General features: G+C 66.6%; 15 protein-coding genes. 8 read left to right on the forward strand and 7 right to left on the reverse strand.

Annotated features, from left to right (window positions below; genetic code table 11):
• Positions 1–17 precede the first annotated feature (17 nt).
• The 3 genes from ACX5I6_RS08940 (at position 18) to ACX5I6_RS08950 (ending at position 4284) form a co-directional block, all read left to right on the forward strand.
• The gene (locus ACX5I6_RS08940; protein ID WP_461840220.1) at positions 18–821 is read left to right on the forward strand and encodes an IniB N-terminal domain-containing protein; all 804 of its coding nucleotides are present in this window, start codon (positions 18–20) and stop codon (positions 819–821) included.
• A gap of 122 nt (positions 822–943) precedes the next feature.
• Positions 944–2794 carry a dynamin family protein gene (locus tag ACX5I6_RS08945; RefSeq protein WP_461841693.1) on the forward strand — a complete coding sequence of 617 codons (1851 nt, stop codon included), beginning with the start codon at positions 944–946 and terminating at the stop codon, positions 2792–2794.
• Positions 2791–4284, forward strand: a complete 1494-nt coding sequence (locus ACX5I6_RS08950; protein ID WP_461840221.1) for a dynamin family protein — start codon at positions 2791–2793, stop codon at positions 4282–4284. Before ACX5I6_RS08945 ends, ACX5I6_RS08950 begins: the two co-directional genes overlap by 4 nt.
• Here ACX5I6_RS08950 and ACX5I6_RS08955 read toward each other — a convergent pair.
• Positions 4276–4785 (reverse strand): hypothetical protein, encoded by a 510-nt coding sequence (locus ACX5I6_RS08955; protein WP_461840222.1) that lies wholly within the window; start codon positions 4783–4785, stop codon positions 4276–4278. The two genes, ACX5I6_RS08950 and ACX5I6_RS08955, sit on opposite strands and share 9 nt — an antisense overlap.
• Positions 4786–4850: 65 nt before the next feature.
• The gene (locus tag ACX5I6_RS08960) at positions 4851–5240 is read right to left on the reverse strand and encodes a PLD nuclease N-terminal domain-containing protein (protein WP_461840223.1); all 390 of its coding nucleotides are present in this window, start codon (positions 5238–5240) and stop codon (positions 4851–4853) included.
• Between the two features lie 61 nt (positions 5241–5301).
• Here ACX5I6_RS08960 and ACX5I6_RS08965 point away from each other — a divergent pair, with 61 nt between their 5' ends.
• The gene (locus tag ACX5I6_RS08965) at positions 5302–5610 is read left to right on the forward strand and encodes a DUF4229 domain-containing protein (RefSeq protein ID WP_461840224.1); all 309 of its coding nucleotides are present in this window, start codon (positions 5302–5304) and stop codon (positions 5608–5610) included.
• On the opposite strand, the gene ACX5I6_RS08970 is transcribed toward ACX5I6_RS08965, so the two are convergent.
• The 4 genes from ACX5I6_RS08970 to ACX5I6_RS08985 form a co-directional block, all read right to left on the reverse strand.
• A complete protein-coding gene (locus ACX5I6_RS08970; protein WP_461840225.1) occupies positions 5607–6488 on the reverse strand; it encodes a 1,4-dihydroxy-2-naphthoate polyprenyltransferase in 882 nt (293 codons plus the stop codon). The genes ACX5I6_RS08965 and ACX5I6_RS08970 overlap by 4 nt on opposite strands.
• Positions 6489–6563: 75 nt before the next feature.
• The gene (locus tag ACX5I6_RS08975) at positions 6564–7802 is read right to left on the reverse strand and encodes an AMP-binding protein (protein WP_461840226.1); all 1239 of its coding nucleotides are present in this window, start codon (positions 7800–7802) and stop codon (positions 6564–6566) included.
• A 12-nt stretch (positions 7803–7814) separates the two neighbouring features.
• Positions 7815–8783 (reverse strand): 1,4-dihydroxy-2-naphthoyl-CoA synthase, encoded by a 969-nt coding sequence (locus ACX5I6_RS08980; RefSeq protein ID WP_461840227.1) that lies wholly within the window; start codon positions 8781–8783, stop codon positions 7815–7817.
• Positions 8784–8805: 22 nt separating this feature from the next.
• A complete protein-coding gene (locus ACX5I6_RS08985) occupies positions 8806–9246 on the reverse strand; it encodes a VOC family protein (RefSeq protein WP_461840228.1) in 441 nt (146 codons plus the stop codon).
• 163 nt (positions 9247–9409) lie between these two features.
• Here ACX5I6_RS08985 and ACX5I6_RS08990 point away from each other — a divergent pair, with 163 nt between their 5' ends.
• The 4 genes from ACX5I6_RS08990 to ACX5I6_RS09005 are packed head-to-tail and all read left to right on the forward strand — an operon-like array spanning position 9410 to position 14334.
• Entirely contained in the window at positions 9410–10687 is a 1278-nt protein-coding gene (locus ACX5I6_RS08990; RefSeq protein WP_461840229.1) for an ABC transporter substrate-binding protein, read from the forward strand.
• Positions 10688–10691: 4 nt separating this feature from the next.
• Positions 10692–11633, forward strand: a complete 942-nt coding sequence (locus ACX5I6_RS08995; RefSeq protein ID WP_461840230.1) for a carbohydrate ABC transporter permease — start codon at positions 10692–10694, stop codon at positions 11631–11633.
• 4 nt (positions 11634–11637) lie between these two features.
• Complete coding sequence (locus ACX5I6_RS09000; protein WP_461840231.1) at positions 11638–12570, forward strand: carbohydrate ABC transporter permease; 933 nt, start codon at positions 11638–11640, stop codon at positions 12568–12570.
• Positions 12571–12609: 39 nt separating this feature from the next.
• Positions 12610–14334 (forward strand): hypothetical protein, encoded by a 1725-nt coding sequence (locus tag ACX5I6_RS09005; protein ID WP_461840232.1) that lies wholly within the window; start codon positions 12610–12612, stop codon positions 14332–14334.
• 21 nt (positions 14335–14355) lie between these two features.
• On the opposite strand, the gene ACX5I6_RS09010 is transcribed toward ACX5I6_RS09005, so the two are convergent.
• On the reverse strand, positions 14356–15117 hold the full coding sequence (locus ACX5I6_RS09010) for a lysostaphin resistance A-like protein (RefSeq protein WP_461840233.1): 762 nt from the start codon (positions 15115–15117) through the stop codon (positions 14356–14358).
• Between the last annotated feature and the right edge of the window lie 43 nt (positions 15118–15160).

Here is a 15160-nt window from a genome sequence, read left to right on the forward strand (position 1 = left end):
ATGTGAGGACTACGCAGATGCCAACAGTCGCAAATGACCTCGTTCAGTTCCTCATGCATCTTTTCGGCGACCGCGAAGCAGTCCAGGAGTTCCTTGACAACCCGGAGCAGGCATTGGCTGACCACGGGCTCGGAAATGTGTGTTCGGCGGATGTCGACGCCGCCATGCCTGTTGTCCTCGACTATGCCCCCATCACGGTCAGCGCCTCCTCGTTCGAGCGCAACTACGACACCGGCAGCAACAGCTCATGGAACGGGCATGGCGGGTACGGCCCGGGCTACGGCAGCGCAACCTACGATGCTGACGACCATGCCTACGCAGTCCAGCAGCTCCACCACGTGGTGAACCACTTCTCCTTCACCCCGGGCGCAACTATTGTGGACGAGCGCGCCACCCTTGCCGGCCAGTCAGAGCAACAGAACGTCTGGGCCCACGGGGACGTGGAGCAGTGGTTCGAAACCGATGTTGCGGCGCCCTCCGGTGACCCCGCCGCAGCGGCCGACCCCCAGGTCCAGGCCGCTGCCGCCGACCCCGGCTTGAAACCGGGTGACTCGTTCGCCGAGGAACCCGATCATTCCGATGACGCCCTGGATACCGGCCTGGTCCCCACTGCGGGCGATTCGTACAGCGATCCCTCCGGCCATGGCTCCGTGGCGCTGGATGCACACCCGGACGACGCCTTCCAGGACGACGCAGCCACCAGCTTGGCCGGGGACAACCAGCTCGATTTCGCCGAGGACAACCCGGCCCATCCCGATGCGGACCTGGAGGCCCACCACATCGTCGACATTCCGGTGGTTGACGACTCAGCCGGGCTGTAACACGCTGGTGCCGGAAAGGTAAACCGGCGGGCAGGAGGCGTTCACCTCCCGCCCGGGACATTGGGTACTGGAATGAAGGACGCGCCGTGGCAGAAGCAGGACCCGCAAGGCCCCTTGATCCAATGACGGCGGGCCAGCTCATGACGCTGATTGAGCAGGGCCTGCAGCTGGTGGGAAGCGGGGACCGCCAGGACCTGCGGAAGAGGCTGGAGCAGGCCGTGGCCCGGTTGCAGGATCCAAGCATCAGGGTGATCGTGGTGGGGGAGTTCAAACAGGGCAAGAGCAAGCTCATCAATGCCCTGGTGAACGCCCCCGTATGCCCGGTGGACGATGACATTGCCACTGCTGTTCCCACGGCCGTGCGGTACGGGGATCCGGCGTCTGCCGCCATCCTGGTTCCCACGGCAGGCACTCCCGACGGCGGGGAAGAGGGCCTCGAACGCCGTCCAGTAGACCTGGCGGACCTGCCCGCCCTCGTCTCCGAGCAGGGCAACCCGGGCAACAGCAGGAAGCTCACGGCCGCGGAGGTCTGCCTGCCCAGGCGGGTCCTGACCGGCGGCCTCACCATCATCGACTCCCCGGGGGTGGGCGGCATGGGATCGACCCACACGCTGACTACGCTCACCGCACTCCCCACGGCCGATGCCATGCTGCTGGTCTCGGATGCGTCCCAGGAATACACCGAACCCGAACTCCGCTTCCTGCGAAAGGCCATGCGGATCACGCCCAGCGTGGCAGCGGTGCTCTCCAAGACCGACCTCTACCCTGACTGGCGGCGCGTGGAGGAGCTGGACCGGGCCCACCTTGACCATGTGGCACCGGACATTCCGCTGTTCCCCGTGTCCGCCGACCTCCGGCTGGAGGCCTCACGGCTCCAGGACAACGAGCTCAACGACGAATCCGGCTATCCCGGCTTGGTGGCGCACCTGCGCAACGAAGTCGTGGCGAAGGCCCAGCGCCTCCAGCGGCGCTCCGTCAGCCAGGACCTGCTGTCGGTCACCGCGAACCTCAGGTTGTCCCTCCAATCCGAGCTGGAGGCCCTGGAGAATCCGGCCGGGACCCCGCACATGCTCGAGGCCCTGGAACACGCCAAAGCCGAAGCCGACGAACTGCGGAAACGCTCCGCCCGCTGGCAACTGACCCTCAGCGACGGCATCAACGACCTCATTGCCGACATGGAGTACGACATCAGGGACCGTCTGCGCCGGATCCAACGCGAAGCCGAGGCCGCGATCGACCAAGGCGATCCCGGGCCGGTCTGGGCCGAATTCTCCCAGTGGCTCGAAGAGTGCGTCGCGGCGGCCGTTTCCGACACGTTCGTCTGGACCAGCGAACGGTCCCAATGGCTCGCGGCCCAAGTGGCAGAGCACTTTGCCGCAGACGAGGTGTCCTTGCCGGTCCTGCACGTCTCCGACGCGGGGGACGCCCTCGACCCGGTGGACCAGATGCCCGGGTTGGATCCCGGCCGGGTGAACCCGGTCCAGAAGGTCCTGATCGGCATGCGCGGGTCTTACGGTGGCGTGCTGATGTTCGGCCTCCTCACCGGGATCTTCGGGATGGCCCTGATCAATCCGCTCTCCGTTGGAGCCGGCCTGCTGCTGGGACGCAAGGCCTACCGGGAAGACAAGGAAGCGCGGCTGAAACGCCGCCAGGGCGAAGCTAAAACCCTGGTCAGGCGCCAACTCGACGACGTGACGTTCCAGGTGGGAAAGCAACTCAAAGACCGGCTGCGCCTGGTCCAGCGGACCACGCGGGACCACTTCACCGAAATCGCCGACGAATACCACCGCTCCCTGTCGGACTCCGTGGCGGCAGCCCAAAAGGCCGCCAACTCCTATGCCCAGGAGAAGGAAGGCCGCATCCGGGACATCAGGACCGAGCTCAAGAAGGTGGAGGCGTTGCATCGGGCCGCCGAAGCTGTATCCGCCGAGGTAACCGCCTCCGGCGTCCGCACCGCCGCGGGGGTGGGATGACAGCGGCCACCATGGCCGGGGCGGCGAAGCTCATCCAGGACACCCTGGAGGCCTACCGCGACGACCGGGAAGCCGCCGGGATGCTGCAGGGTTATGCCCGGCGCCTGGCCGAGCCGCTCAGGATCGCCGTGGCGGGCATGGTCAAGGCAGGGAAATCCACCCTGCTGAACGCAATTATCGGTGAGGAAATCGCTCCCACGGATACCGGCGAATGCACCAGGATCGTCACGTGGTACCGGCACGGGCCCACGCCCCGCATCACGCTGTTCCCCTTCAACGGGGAGCCCCGAAACCTGCCGTTGAAACGCGTGGACGGTCGCCTGGTCTTCGTCCTGGACGGGACGCGGGCGGAGGAAGTGGAAAAGCTCGAGGTCGAATGGCCGGCACCGGCACTGCAGCGCATGACCCTGATCGACACCCCGGGGATCGCATCCCTGTCCCGGGACGTGTCCGCACGAAGCCTGGCGTTCCTCACGCCGGAGGATTCGGCGTCGGAAGCTGACGCCGTCATCTACCTGATGCGCCACCTGCACGCGTCGGACCTCCGGTTCCTTGAATCCTTCCGTGACACCCGGGCCGGGCGCTCCGGCACGGTCAATGCCATCGCGGTGCTGTCCCGTGCCGATGAAGTGGGGGCCGGCCGGATTGACTCCCTGATTTCCGCCGGAAGCATCGCGGAGAGGTACAGCCGCGACCCCAACCTGCGGAAACTGGCGCTGGCGGTGGTCCCGGTGGCCGGACTCCTGGCCCAGAGTGCCCGCACCTTGCGCCAGGCGGACTTCGAGGCCTTGCGCATGCTGGCAGGCCTTGACCGGACCGTCCGTGAAAGGACGCTGCTTTCCGCCGACAGGTTCCGCCGGTCCACCGAACCCGCGGGACTGACGGAGGAGGCACGGACGGCCCTCCTGGAGCGCTACGGGCTCTTTGGCATCCGGCTGGCTTCGGTCCTTATCCGGAACGGGTTCACGGAAGCCACACCCCTCGCCCATGAGCTTGCGCGGCGCAGCGGACTGGATCCGCTGCTGGATGTGCTGGACCGCCAGTTCCAAGCGAGGTCCGAGGCGCTGAAGGCCAGGACCGCGCTGGCGGCGGTGGAGAACCTCCTGGCCAGCCGCCCCCGCGAGGGGACGGAGCGCCTGGGGGCCTCGCTGGAACGGCTCCAGGCCAACGCCCACGAGTTCCGGGAGCTCCAGTTGCTCGCGATGTTGCGGACCACGGGCGTTGACCTGCCACCGGAACTGAGCGCGGAGGCCGAACGGCTCGTCGGCGGCAGCGGTGCGGCCTCTTGGGTGCGGCTGGGCCTGGACGCCGGCTCCGGCACCGAGGTGCTGGCGGCAGAGGCCCGGCGGTACCTGGCACGCTGGCGCGGGGTGGCCGAGAGCCCCCTGACCGGAAGGCAGGCCGCGGAGGCATGCCGGGTGGTGATCCGCAGCTGCGAGGGCGTGGTGGCCGCGAGCTCCGGCGGCCACCGCCAGCCGCGGTCAGCCTAGGGAGCGTCCTTGCCGCAGCCAGGCACCGGCTGGCGGCAGGAAGAGCAGCACCAGTCCGCCGAACGCCAGGGCCACGCCGGCCACCCACAGCATCACCACGTAGCTGCCGGCCGCGCCCGTGGGGACCAGGAAGACGGACGCCAGCAGCAGCACGGGCAAGTGGCTGGCCAGCAGCGGAAGCAGGACCCAACGTGCCCAGGCCCTGCGGGCCAGCACCGCAGCCAAGGCCACCGCCTCCAGGAGCGTGACCAGCAGCAAGGCGCCCATGCTTCCCCAAAACACGATGTCCGCTGCAGTACCTGCAGGCGCCACGCCGCCACGGGCCGCCGTGTCCGCCACCACGGCGCGGAGGCGCTGCAGGTTCGAATCGCGGGCCACGAATGAGCCGGCCAGCACGGTAAGTCCGGCGAGGAAGCTGAGGACCCAGAGGGTGCGGGCAGCCCTGACGGTGCGGGGCAGGGAAGGGGAGGCCGGGATGGGCGGCGGTGCGGACCAGGACATCCCAGGCCGAGGTGGAGGAAGGGACAGACGCTGCTCGTCTCCTCCGGGCGGGGACGTCATGGCCCCTATTTCAGCCCGTCGGTATCGTGTTCGTCGGTGTCGTGCCGGGGTTTCCGGTCGCCGTCCTTGGCCTTGGCGTCCAGTTCATCCTTGAGCTTCTTGAGCCGCTCAGCCTCGGCCTGGGTGCGGCGCCGGGCCTCCAGGTTGCGGAGGAAGTCGGGATCGTCGTCCGGAGCGGTGGGGTGGGGGTAGCTTGGCCGGGGCTCCGCGGTGCCGCGCGGCCTGCCGATCAGCAACCACAGGATGGCGCCCAGGACGGGCAGGATGATCTGGACGATAATCCACGCCGGTTTGGAAATGCCCCGGGTCAGGCGGCCCTCGGTACGGATCACGTCCACCAGGCCATACACAAAGATGACGAGGACTGCGACGGCCAAAGCCACACGGAAGAGCATGCAATCAAGTCTATCGTCAGGACGCGCAGGGGCCGCGGGCGGAGGCGGCTAAACTTGAATAGTGGCCTTTTTGAAATATTCCCTGATCCGGCTCGCGATCTTCCTGCCCCTGTTCGTCCTGTTCGCGTTCCTGCAGGTCGGGGTGCTGATGTCCGTGGTCTGCGCCGCGCTCATCGCCTTCGCCATCAGCTACCTGTTCTTCCAGAAGCAGCGGGACGCGGCCACCGCGGCCCTGCAGCACCGCTTTTCCGGAAAGGCCAAGCCGCTTCGCTCGGCCGGGGAAATCCAGGACGCGAACGCCGAGGACGCCCTTCTCGATGCCAACCCTGACATCACCATCAACAACGCCAAGGGCAAGAAGAACGCCTAGAACCCGTGGCTGAGGATCAGCCCCAGTGAGAACAAAATGCTGTAGCCGAGGTTGATCAGGCCGGTCTGCTTAAGGACCGGAATCAGGCTCTTGCGCTTGCGCCCGTTGATCATCAGCCAGGCCGGCATCAGGCAGGCCGGGATGAGCAACAGCACAATCAGGATCCATGGCCGGCCGGGAGCCAGGATCACTACAAGCAGGATGGCGACGGCCAGCATCAGGACGTAGCTTTCGCGCGCATGCTTGTCTCCGAGCCGCACGGCGAGGGTCTTCTTGCCGGCCTGCATGTCAGTGGGAATGTCCCTGACGTTGTTGGCCATCAGCAGCGCGGTGGCGATCAGCCCGGTGCCGATCGCGCCGATGACTGCCGGCAGGCTGATGTGCCCCGCCTGGGTGTAGGTGGTACCCAAGGTGGCCACCAAGCCAAAGAACACGAAGACGAACAGATCGCCGAGGCCCATATAGCCGTAGGGGTTCTTGCCGCCCGTATAGCCCCACGCGGCCATGACGCAGCCCAGCCCCACCAGGATCAGCCACCACGCCTGGGTCAGGACCACCAAGGCCAGGCCGAACACCATGGCCAGGGCAAACGTGCCGAACGCGGCCCACTTCACGTGCTCAGGCCTGGCGGCGCCCGAACCCACCAGCCGCAACGGCCCCACGCGGTCGTCGTCGGTACCGCGGATGCCGTCCGAGTAGTCGTTGGCGAAGTTCACGCCCACTTGCAGCAGGAGTGCCACCAGGGCCGCGAGGATGGCGTTGGGCAGCAGGAACGAGTCCATTTCGTAGGCGGCGGCGCTGCCGATCAGCACCGGCGCGATCGCTGCCGGAAGTGTCCGGAGTCGGGCGCCTTGGATCCATTGGGCGGCTGTGGCCACGGTTAGTACCTCGTGTTGTTTCGATATGACGGCAGGAAGGAGCGGGCGCACCCGCCGCGGTGGTGCAGGTCCACTCTACTTTCCCTTGTGCAGGGCACTGAGTTCCGCGGTCATGGCGAGCCGGTCAGGTTTGCCGTTCGGCAGCATCCGCAACTCCGGCGCGGTGAGCACGGTCTTGGGTGCCAGGACCCCCAATTCGCGCTGCCACTGCTTTTGAAGCTCGACGCCGGGGTCCCCGGCGTCCTGCCCGGCGCCGGCCTTCGCCGTGCCGCCCTGCCCGGAGGTACCGCCCCCGGAGGCGCCGTCCCCGGCAAGGGCCACGTAGGCGGCCACGGCCTGGCCCCATTCCGCGGAAGGGACACCGGCCACGAAAGCCGAGGAGATGGCGTCGGACCGTTCCAACTGCTCCTGCACGTGCGCGGCGGAAACCTTGATACCGCCGGTGATGATGACGTCGTCGGCCCGGCCCAGCACGGTGAGGCGGCCGTCGTCGTCAATGGAGCCGAGGTCGCTGGTGCGGTACCAGCGCACGCCGTCTTCCTCGAAGAAGGTCCCGGTTTCTTCATCCGGTGCCTCGATGTAGCCGGCGGCCACCGTGTCCCCGCCCAGGAGGATCCGGCCGTCCGCGGCCACGCGGACGGAGACGCCTTCCAGGGGGTAGCCGTCGTAGATGCAGCCGCCGGACGTTTCGGCGGAACCGTAGGTGGTGATCACCCGCACGCCGGCGTCCCGGGCAGCTGCCAGCAGGGACTGCGGCGCCGGGGCGCCGCCCAGCAGGATGGCGTTGAACCGGCGCAGCACCGCGAGGGTTTCCGGCGACGGGTCCTCCAGGAGCCGCTGGAGCTGGGTGGGAACCAGGGAAGTGAAGCGGATTTTGTCCGTCAGTTCCAGCGCTGCAGCGGTGAAGGCCTCCGGCGTGAAGCCGCCGGACATGTCCATGACCCAGGGCCGGGTCCCGGCGAACAGGGACCGCACCAGCACCTGGATTCCGGCAACGAACTGCACGGGCAGCGCCAGCAACCACTGCCCCTCTCCCTTGAGCCGCAGCGCCGTGGCCATGGAGGAGGCTGCCAGGGATTCCACCGTCAGCAGCGTCGCCTTGGGGGTGCCGGTGGATCCGGACGTGCGGACCACGGCCACGGCGTCGTCGCAGCCGGGGGTTTCCACGTGCCCCACCACCAGGCCGCCGCCTGTCCCGACGGAGAGTTCGACGGCGGGGCCCTCGCCGTGCAGGGCGGCCGCGAGGGCTTTCAGGGCGGGTTCGATATTGAGGGGGCCGCCGGTGCCGGGGGCCGGTGATTCGTCGCTGTTCATTGCCGTCCCTTCTTAGAAATAGTGGGGGAAGCGTGACCAGTCGGGGTCGCGTTTTTGCAGGAAGGCTTCCTTTCCTTCCACAGCCTCGTCGGTCATGTATGCCAGCCGGGTCGCCTCGCCGGCAAACACCTGCTGGCCTGCCAGGCCGTCATCGGCCAGGTTGAAAGCAAACTTCAGCATGCGGATGGCCTGCGGCGATTGCCGGCCGATGTCCGCCGCGTATTCCAGCGCTACTTCCTCCAGCCGCTCGTGGTCCACTGCCTCGTTTACGGCGCCCATCCGAACCATGTCCTCAGCGGAATATTCGCGGGCCAGGAAGAAGATTTCGCGGGCGGCCTTCTGCCCCACCTGCCGCGCCAGCAGCGCCGAACCGTAACCGGCGTCGAAACTGCCCACCGTGGCGTCGGTCTGCTTGAACTTGCCGTGCTGCCGGGATGCGATGGTGAGGTCTGCGACGACGTGCAGCGAGTGCCCGCCGCCGGCCGCCCAGCCGTTGACGACGGCGATGACCACCTTGGGCATGGTCCGCATGAGCCGCTGGACCTCCAGGATGTGAAGCCGTCCGGCACGGGCGGGGTCGATGGTCTCCTGGGTCTCGCCGTCGGCTGTGTTTTGTACTACGTACCGATAGCCGTCCCGGCCGCGGATCCGCTGGTCGCCGCCCGAGCAGAAGGAGTGGCCGCCGTCCTTGGGGGAGGGGCCGTTGCCGGTGAGCAGCACGGTGGCAACGTCCGGGGTCATGCGGGCGTGGTCCATGGCGCGGTACAGCTCATCCACGGTGCCCGGACGGAACGCGTTGCGGACCTCCGGCCGGTTGAACGCGATGCGGACCGTGGGCAGGTCGCGCACCCAGCCGCCGTCGGAATCCCGCTCCACCTGCCGGTGGTAGGTCATGTCCTGGAAGTCCTCGAAACCGGAAACCACCCGCCAGCGCGTGGGATCGAAGACATCGGACACCGGGGCGGGGATCTGGTTGCTCACCGTCCAAGTCTAGTAATCGGCGTCAGCTGATGCAGAACTCGTTGCCCTCGGGGTCCGCCATGGTGTGCCAGGAATGCGGGCCCTGCCCCGCCGTCCAAAGGAAAGTGGCGCCCCGTGCCTCAAGTTCGCGCCGCACCTCGTCCTTGTCCCGGCCGTCCAGCCGCACGTCCCAGTGCACGCGGTTCTTCACGGTTTTCAGCTCGGGAGCGGTCTGGAAGAGCATGCGACGGGCGGGGGCTTTGGCCTCTATTTCCTCGGGCGGCCGGATGGCGGCGCCGTCCTTCCACACGAGGTTTCCACGGTGCGTCATGGTCTGGTCCCCGGTGGCATAGCCCTGCTCGATCATGGAACGGATGAAGCCGGCATCCTGTGGTTCCACCGCCCACTGCAGGGTTTCGGCCCACCAGTCGGCGAGCTCATGCGGGTTTGACGAGTCGATCACGATTTGGATATTAAGTCCCATCCGTCCACGGTAAGGGTGGCTGCGGAGTTGGGGAAGGGGCTGCCATGAAGGTGCGGCCCGTCCCTCCAACACCCAAAAGTATTCTTGACAATATGTCATGACATACGTCACAGTTTCTAGCGGAAAGGGTTTTCCCCGCTATCGCGAGAGACAGGACAGAGCATTGTCAGAGACGACAAGAACCTCCAGCATTACCCGCCGCCAGTTCGGGCTGACGGCGTTCGGACTGTCGGCCCTGGCTGCCGGCCTGACCGCCTGCAGCGGAGGAGGGGGAGGAAGCTCCTCGGACGGTGGCGCCAAGACGCTGCAGCTTATCCTGTCCGGCGACACCAACCAGGGCGGTGCGTTCGCTGCCGCCGCCAAGAAGTACAAAGAAGCCACCGGGATCACCATCGAGGTAGTCGATGTCCCCACCGCGGACATCACCACGAAGTTGAAGAACGCAGCCACTGCGAACGACCTTCCGGCGCTGGCCCGCGTCACCGGCCTCGACCCGCTGTGGGCCAACCAGCTCCAGGACCTCACGGACATCGCCAAATCCCACAACATCGATCCCAACTTCCTGCAGCAATCGCCGGACGGCATTATCCCCGCCATCCCCTCCGACCTGACCGCAGTTGGGCTCTTCATCAACAAGAGCCTGTTCGCCAAGGCCGGCGTCGCCTTCCCGACGTCGATCGACACCACCTGGACCTGGGATGAGTTCATCACAGCCGTGAACCAGGTCCGCGAGAAGGCAGGCGCCAAGTACGGTGTGGTGATGGACCGCTCCGGCCACCGGCTGCGCGCCATGATGTACGAATTCGGCAGCACCGCCTTTGCAAAGGAAAACGGCAAGTACACCGGCGACAGCAAAGCCGTGGAGACCTTGGACTACTTCAAGAAGATCAACGACGACCAGACCATGCCCAAGTCCGTCTGGCTCAGCGGCGAGGACGGCAACGCCATGTTCAAGAGCGGCCAGGTGGCCGCCTACTACTCCGGCAGCTGGCAGGTGGCGGACTTCAACAAGAACATCAAGGACTTCGAATGGCTGTCAGTTCCGCTGCCCAAGAAGGCCGTCAACGCCACCAACCTCGGCGGCGGCTTCATGATCGCCTTCAAGGACACCGGCGCAGATGAGGAAGCCAAGAAGTTCATCGACTGGTTCTACAACGACGCCAACTACACCGAGTTCGCCAAGACCGGCGGCTACCTGCCCGTCAAGGACCTGAAAGTGGACTACCCGTTCCAGCAGGCATCGTTCGAGCTCTACCAAAAACAGATCGCCGGCAACCAGGCGAAGGGGGACAACGCCATCAAGCGCGTAGTCATCGAGGCTTATGCAGAGACCCCGTTCTCCGGCGATCCGCTCCGGGAGGAGACCGTCAAGATGCTCTCCGGCAGCCAGGACGCCAAGACCACGGTGGACAACATCGTGAAGCTCTACAACGGGGCCTGATCCCGTGGCACAACCAACCATCACTCCAACGGCGCCCCTGGTTCAGCAGCCAGGGCCGGTCCGCAGCAAGGCGGCGTTGAAGCGCCGCAACCGGTACGTCATCGCCCCGCTGGTCCTCATCGGCGTCAACGTGGTGCTCTTCCTGGTGTTCTTTGTTTGGCCGGGAGCGCTGGGCATGCTGTACTCCTTCACGGACTACCGCGGAATCGGCAAGCTGCACTTCATCGGCCTGGCCAACTTCCAGAAGCTCTTCGCGGACGGCTCGTTCTACGCCGCCCTGGGCCGGACCTTCGTGTACACGGTCCTGTCGGTCCCGCTGGTCTACGTCTGCTCCCTGGGCGTGGCCGCGCTGCTCGTCAGCAAAGCCGTCCGCGGACGCACCGCGGCAAAGACCGTGATCTTCCTGCCCTGGCTCATTTCGCCCATCGTGGTGGGCGTCATCTGGAAGTGGCTGTTCGGCCAGGACTTCGGGTTCATCAACTTCCTGATCTCCGGCCTCGGCGGCAATCCGCTGCCATGGTCCAGCGACGGCAACCTGGCCCTCGCCGTGGTCATCTTCGCCTCGGCGTGGGGCGGCACCGCCTTCAACATGCTGCTGTTCATCGCCGCGCTGAAGAACATTCCGGAATCCCTGCTGGAGGCCGCGGAACTCGATGGTGCCAACGCCTGGCAACGTTTCCGCCACGTCACCCTGCCGGGCATCGCGCCGACGTCGTTCATGGTCATCCTGCTCTCCACCATCCATGCCATGAAGGAATTCGCCATGATCCAGGCGCTGACCGGCGGCGGGCCCGGAACGCAGAACACCCTGATCGTGCAGTACATCTACAAAACGGGTTTTGAGCAGTCAAAGGTGGGCTACGCCAGCGCCGCCTCCATGGTATTGATGGTGGTCCTGCTGGCCATCGCGCTCATCCAGCTGCGGTTCAACAGGAAGAAGGGCTGACCCAATGGCAACAGCTGCCAACCTGCCTCCCGCGGTAGCGGAGGAACACGCCCCACCAACCCTGAAGGCCCAGGCTCCACGCCGCAGGGACGGCCGCACCCAGCCGGGCAACCGGGAGATCCGGGCCAAGGCCTCCATTCCCCTGACCCTGCTGATGTGGGTGATCGCCGCCATCTACGCGCTTCCCCTGCTCTGGTTCCTGCTCAGCTCGTTCAAGCCCGGCAGCGAACTCTTCAGCTACCCGCTGTCCATGATTCCCCGGGAATGGACCTTCCAGGGTTTCGTGGACGCATGGGAACGGGTGGACTTCGCGCAGTACTTCCTGAACACCGCCACGGTGTCCATCACCACCACGGTGCTGACGGTCTTCTTCAGCGCCTGCACCGGTTATGCGCTGGCCAAGTACAACAACAAGGGCACCAGGCTGTTCTTCGTCTGCATCCTGGCCACCACCATGCTGCCCACCGAGGTAATCCTGAACCCCACGTTCTCCGTCATCCGGGACCTGGGCCTCTACAACTCACTGGCAGGCATCATCGTCCCATCGGTGCTCACGGCCACCGGGGTGTTCATGTTCCGCCAGTTCTTCCTCACGGTTCCGGATGACCTGCTGCACTCCGCCAGGATCGACGGTGCGGGCGAGCTGGCCATCTTCTTCCGGATCATGCTCCCGTTGTCCAAGCCCATCCTGTTCACACTGGCCATCTTTTCCTTCCAGTGGCGGTGGAACGACTACATCTGGCCCCTGATCGTGCTCAACGACCCCAAGTGGTACACCCTGCAGGTGGCGCTGCGGAGCATCGTGGGGGCGGAAAACATCGACTGGCCGGTGCTCCTGGGGGCCTCGGTGATCTCGCTCCTGCCGCTGGTCCTGGTGTTCTTCGTCTTCCAAAAATACGTGCTCAACGCGGACGTCAGCGCCGGGCTGAAAGATTAGGACGGTCCCGCCACGGCGGGCCGGTGAAGGGAAGCAACAATGCAGACAGCAACAACGGACACGGCCTTCCTGGCGCGGGTGGTGGCAGAAGCGGACCGGGAGGTCGCGGCGTTCCTGGCAACCCACGACGACGACGTGCGGGCCTTGGCGCACCGGCCGGCCATGGCCAGGCTGCTGGCCCTGGCTGCGGTCGTCACCGAGCCCGGCTCCGGCTACTACCTGCGGGAAACCCTTGCCGCGGCGATGCGGCGGTGCCTGGACCGGCTGGAGGCCCTCCAAGGGCCCACCGGCCTGTTCGACGGCACCAACCTGTCCTCGCCGCCGGACTCCGCGTTCACCCTGAACGACGTCTGCCTGGCGGTCCGGCTGGTTCGTGGGACGGAAACCCCGGACGCCCTCCTGGCGGAGGTGGACGAGCGGCTCGAGGCCATCATCGCCAAGAGCGTTGACGCCATGGTGGCCGGCGGCGTCCACACCCCAAACCACCGCTGGGAGCTCTCCGCCGCGCTGGCGCAGATCAACACACTGCACCCGCGGCAGGATATCGGTGCCCGGATCGAACAATGGCTGGCCGAGGGTATCGACCAGCTCCCGGACGGCATGTACTCCGAGCGCAGCCCCTTGTACGCCACTGCCGTGACCAATCCCTCGCTGCTGACCATTGCGGACGCGACGGGCCGAGCGGACCTCCTGGACCACGTCCGGCGGAACCTCACCGCCTTCCTGCCCTGGTTCAACGCCGACGGCACTGTGGAATCCGTCTTCTCCCGCCGGCAGGACCAGTGGATGCAATTCGGCGCGGCCCCGTTCCTCCACCTCTACCGCCGGCTGGCGGCCCAGGATGGCCGAAACGATTTCGCCGCCGCAGCCCACTGGCTGGCCAAGCTGCCCCTGCACGAACCCGCGAAACTGCTTGCCCTCACCCGACTGGACCCCTGGCTTTCAGCGGCCCTGCCGGCCGAACCGCCGTCGAACGCCACCGCGCTGCCGGAGCCCCTCGCTCCGGCCGGGGCAGCCCTCGAGAGTTGCGGCGCCTACCGGTTCCGTGCAGCAGGGTCCGTGGCCACCGTGTTCGGCGGCTGCGACCCGCTGGTCCCGGGCGTGGGCTCCGGGCTTGCCACCAACCCCACCTTCCTCCGCTTCGGGCACGGCGTCGCCGTACTGTCCGATCTGCGGCTGTCCAGGAACTTCTTCGACCTGGGCCCTTTCCGCAGCCCGAACACGGCGCGGAAGGGGGGTGCGCTGGTGCTCGCCGAACAGCTCGAAGCCAACTTCTACCAGCCCCTGCCGCCGGCCAAGCAGCGCCCGGACGGCATATACGCCCTGGAGCATGAAGGCCGGTTCAGCGCCGGAATGGAGTTCAGTTCGCGCGCCGCCGACGTCCACCGGCTCGCCACGGAGATCAGGATCGAGGCCGCAGACGGGCAGGTGGGCCTGGACTTGGGGTTCGAAGGGACGCGCACGGCCTTCGCGCTCGAGCTGACCTTTCAGCCAGGCGGGGTGCTCGACGGCGTAGAGCCGGCAGGTGCGCCCGGAACCTTCCAGCTGGTGTCCGGTACCGGAACATACCGGGTGGGCGCGGACGTGATTGAGTTTGGCCCCGGGCTGCCCGCGGATCCGGATACTCCTGCCACCTACAACCCGGGCGAAAGCTACCGCTACCTGGGCGGCACGAACGCGGCCGGCGGCACCAAGGTCTACATCACGGGGCGGACCAGCGGCACGCGCCGCTTCACACTGCGCGGGTACACGCTGCGGGCCTGAGTGCCGGGACTGAGTGGCGGCCTACGCCTGGACGTGCTGCATCTGCTCGAACAGTTCCGGCGGGATGGCGTAGACCAGGACCACGGCCAGCAGGTTCTTGGCGGCGTGGACGAAGTAGGAAAACACGACGTTCTTCCCGGTCCATACGTAGACGAACACCAGCGTGGCGCCCATGGCCAGATAGGGGAGCAGTGCCGTGAGGGTGATGGCCTCCTGCCCCACGATGTGCATCGCCGCGAACAGCACTGCCGACAAGACGCAGCAGATCCAGATGTTCACCCGCCTGCCCAGCTTGCCGATCAGCAGGTGGCGGAAGATGTATTCCTCTACGAAAGGTCCCACCACCACCAGCAGGGGCACCATGAGCCAGGGCGGCACCTGCTGTATCAGCGCCTGCAGGCCTGCCTGGTTGGCGGACGTTTCCACCTGCCCGTTCAGCGCCACCAAGACCGCGGTCAGGACCAGCATCGCGATGACCGCGGCGGGAACCATCAACAGGGTGAACCATGGCCGGGTCGCCAGGACTCTGAGGTCGCGGGCCACTACCTTCCGGGCGGCCAACAGCGCCACGATTCCCACCGAGGCATAGAACAGCAGGTTCACCGCATACGAGGCAGCGGCCGGGGACGGCGCAATCTGCCGCAGGAACGGGGCCACCAGATCGCCGGCCGCAGCGAAGAACCCCGCGATGGCCACGTAGAGGCAGAGCGCCGCCAGGTCCAGTCGGGAAAAACTGTACAGCTGCGGCTGCGGAGCGGGTGGCATGCGATGGGCTGTGGCCATGCTTCAGCCTATCGCCGGGGGTGCCGTGTAGCGCGCGTCACGT

It is taken from the genome of Arthrobacter sp. MMS24-T111 (genome assembly GCF_054888995.1).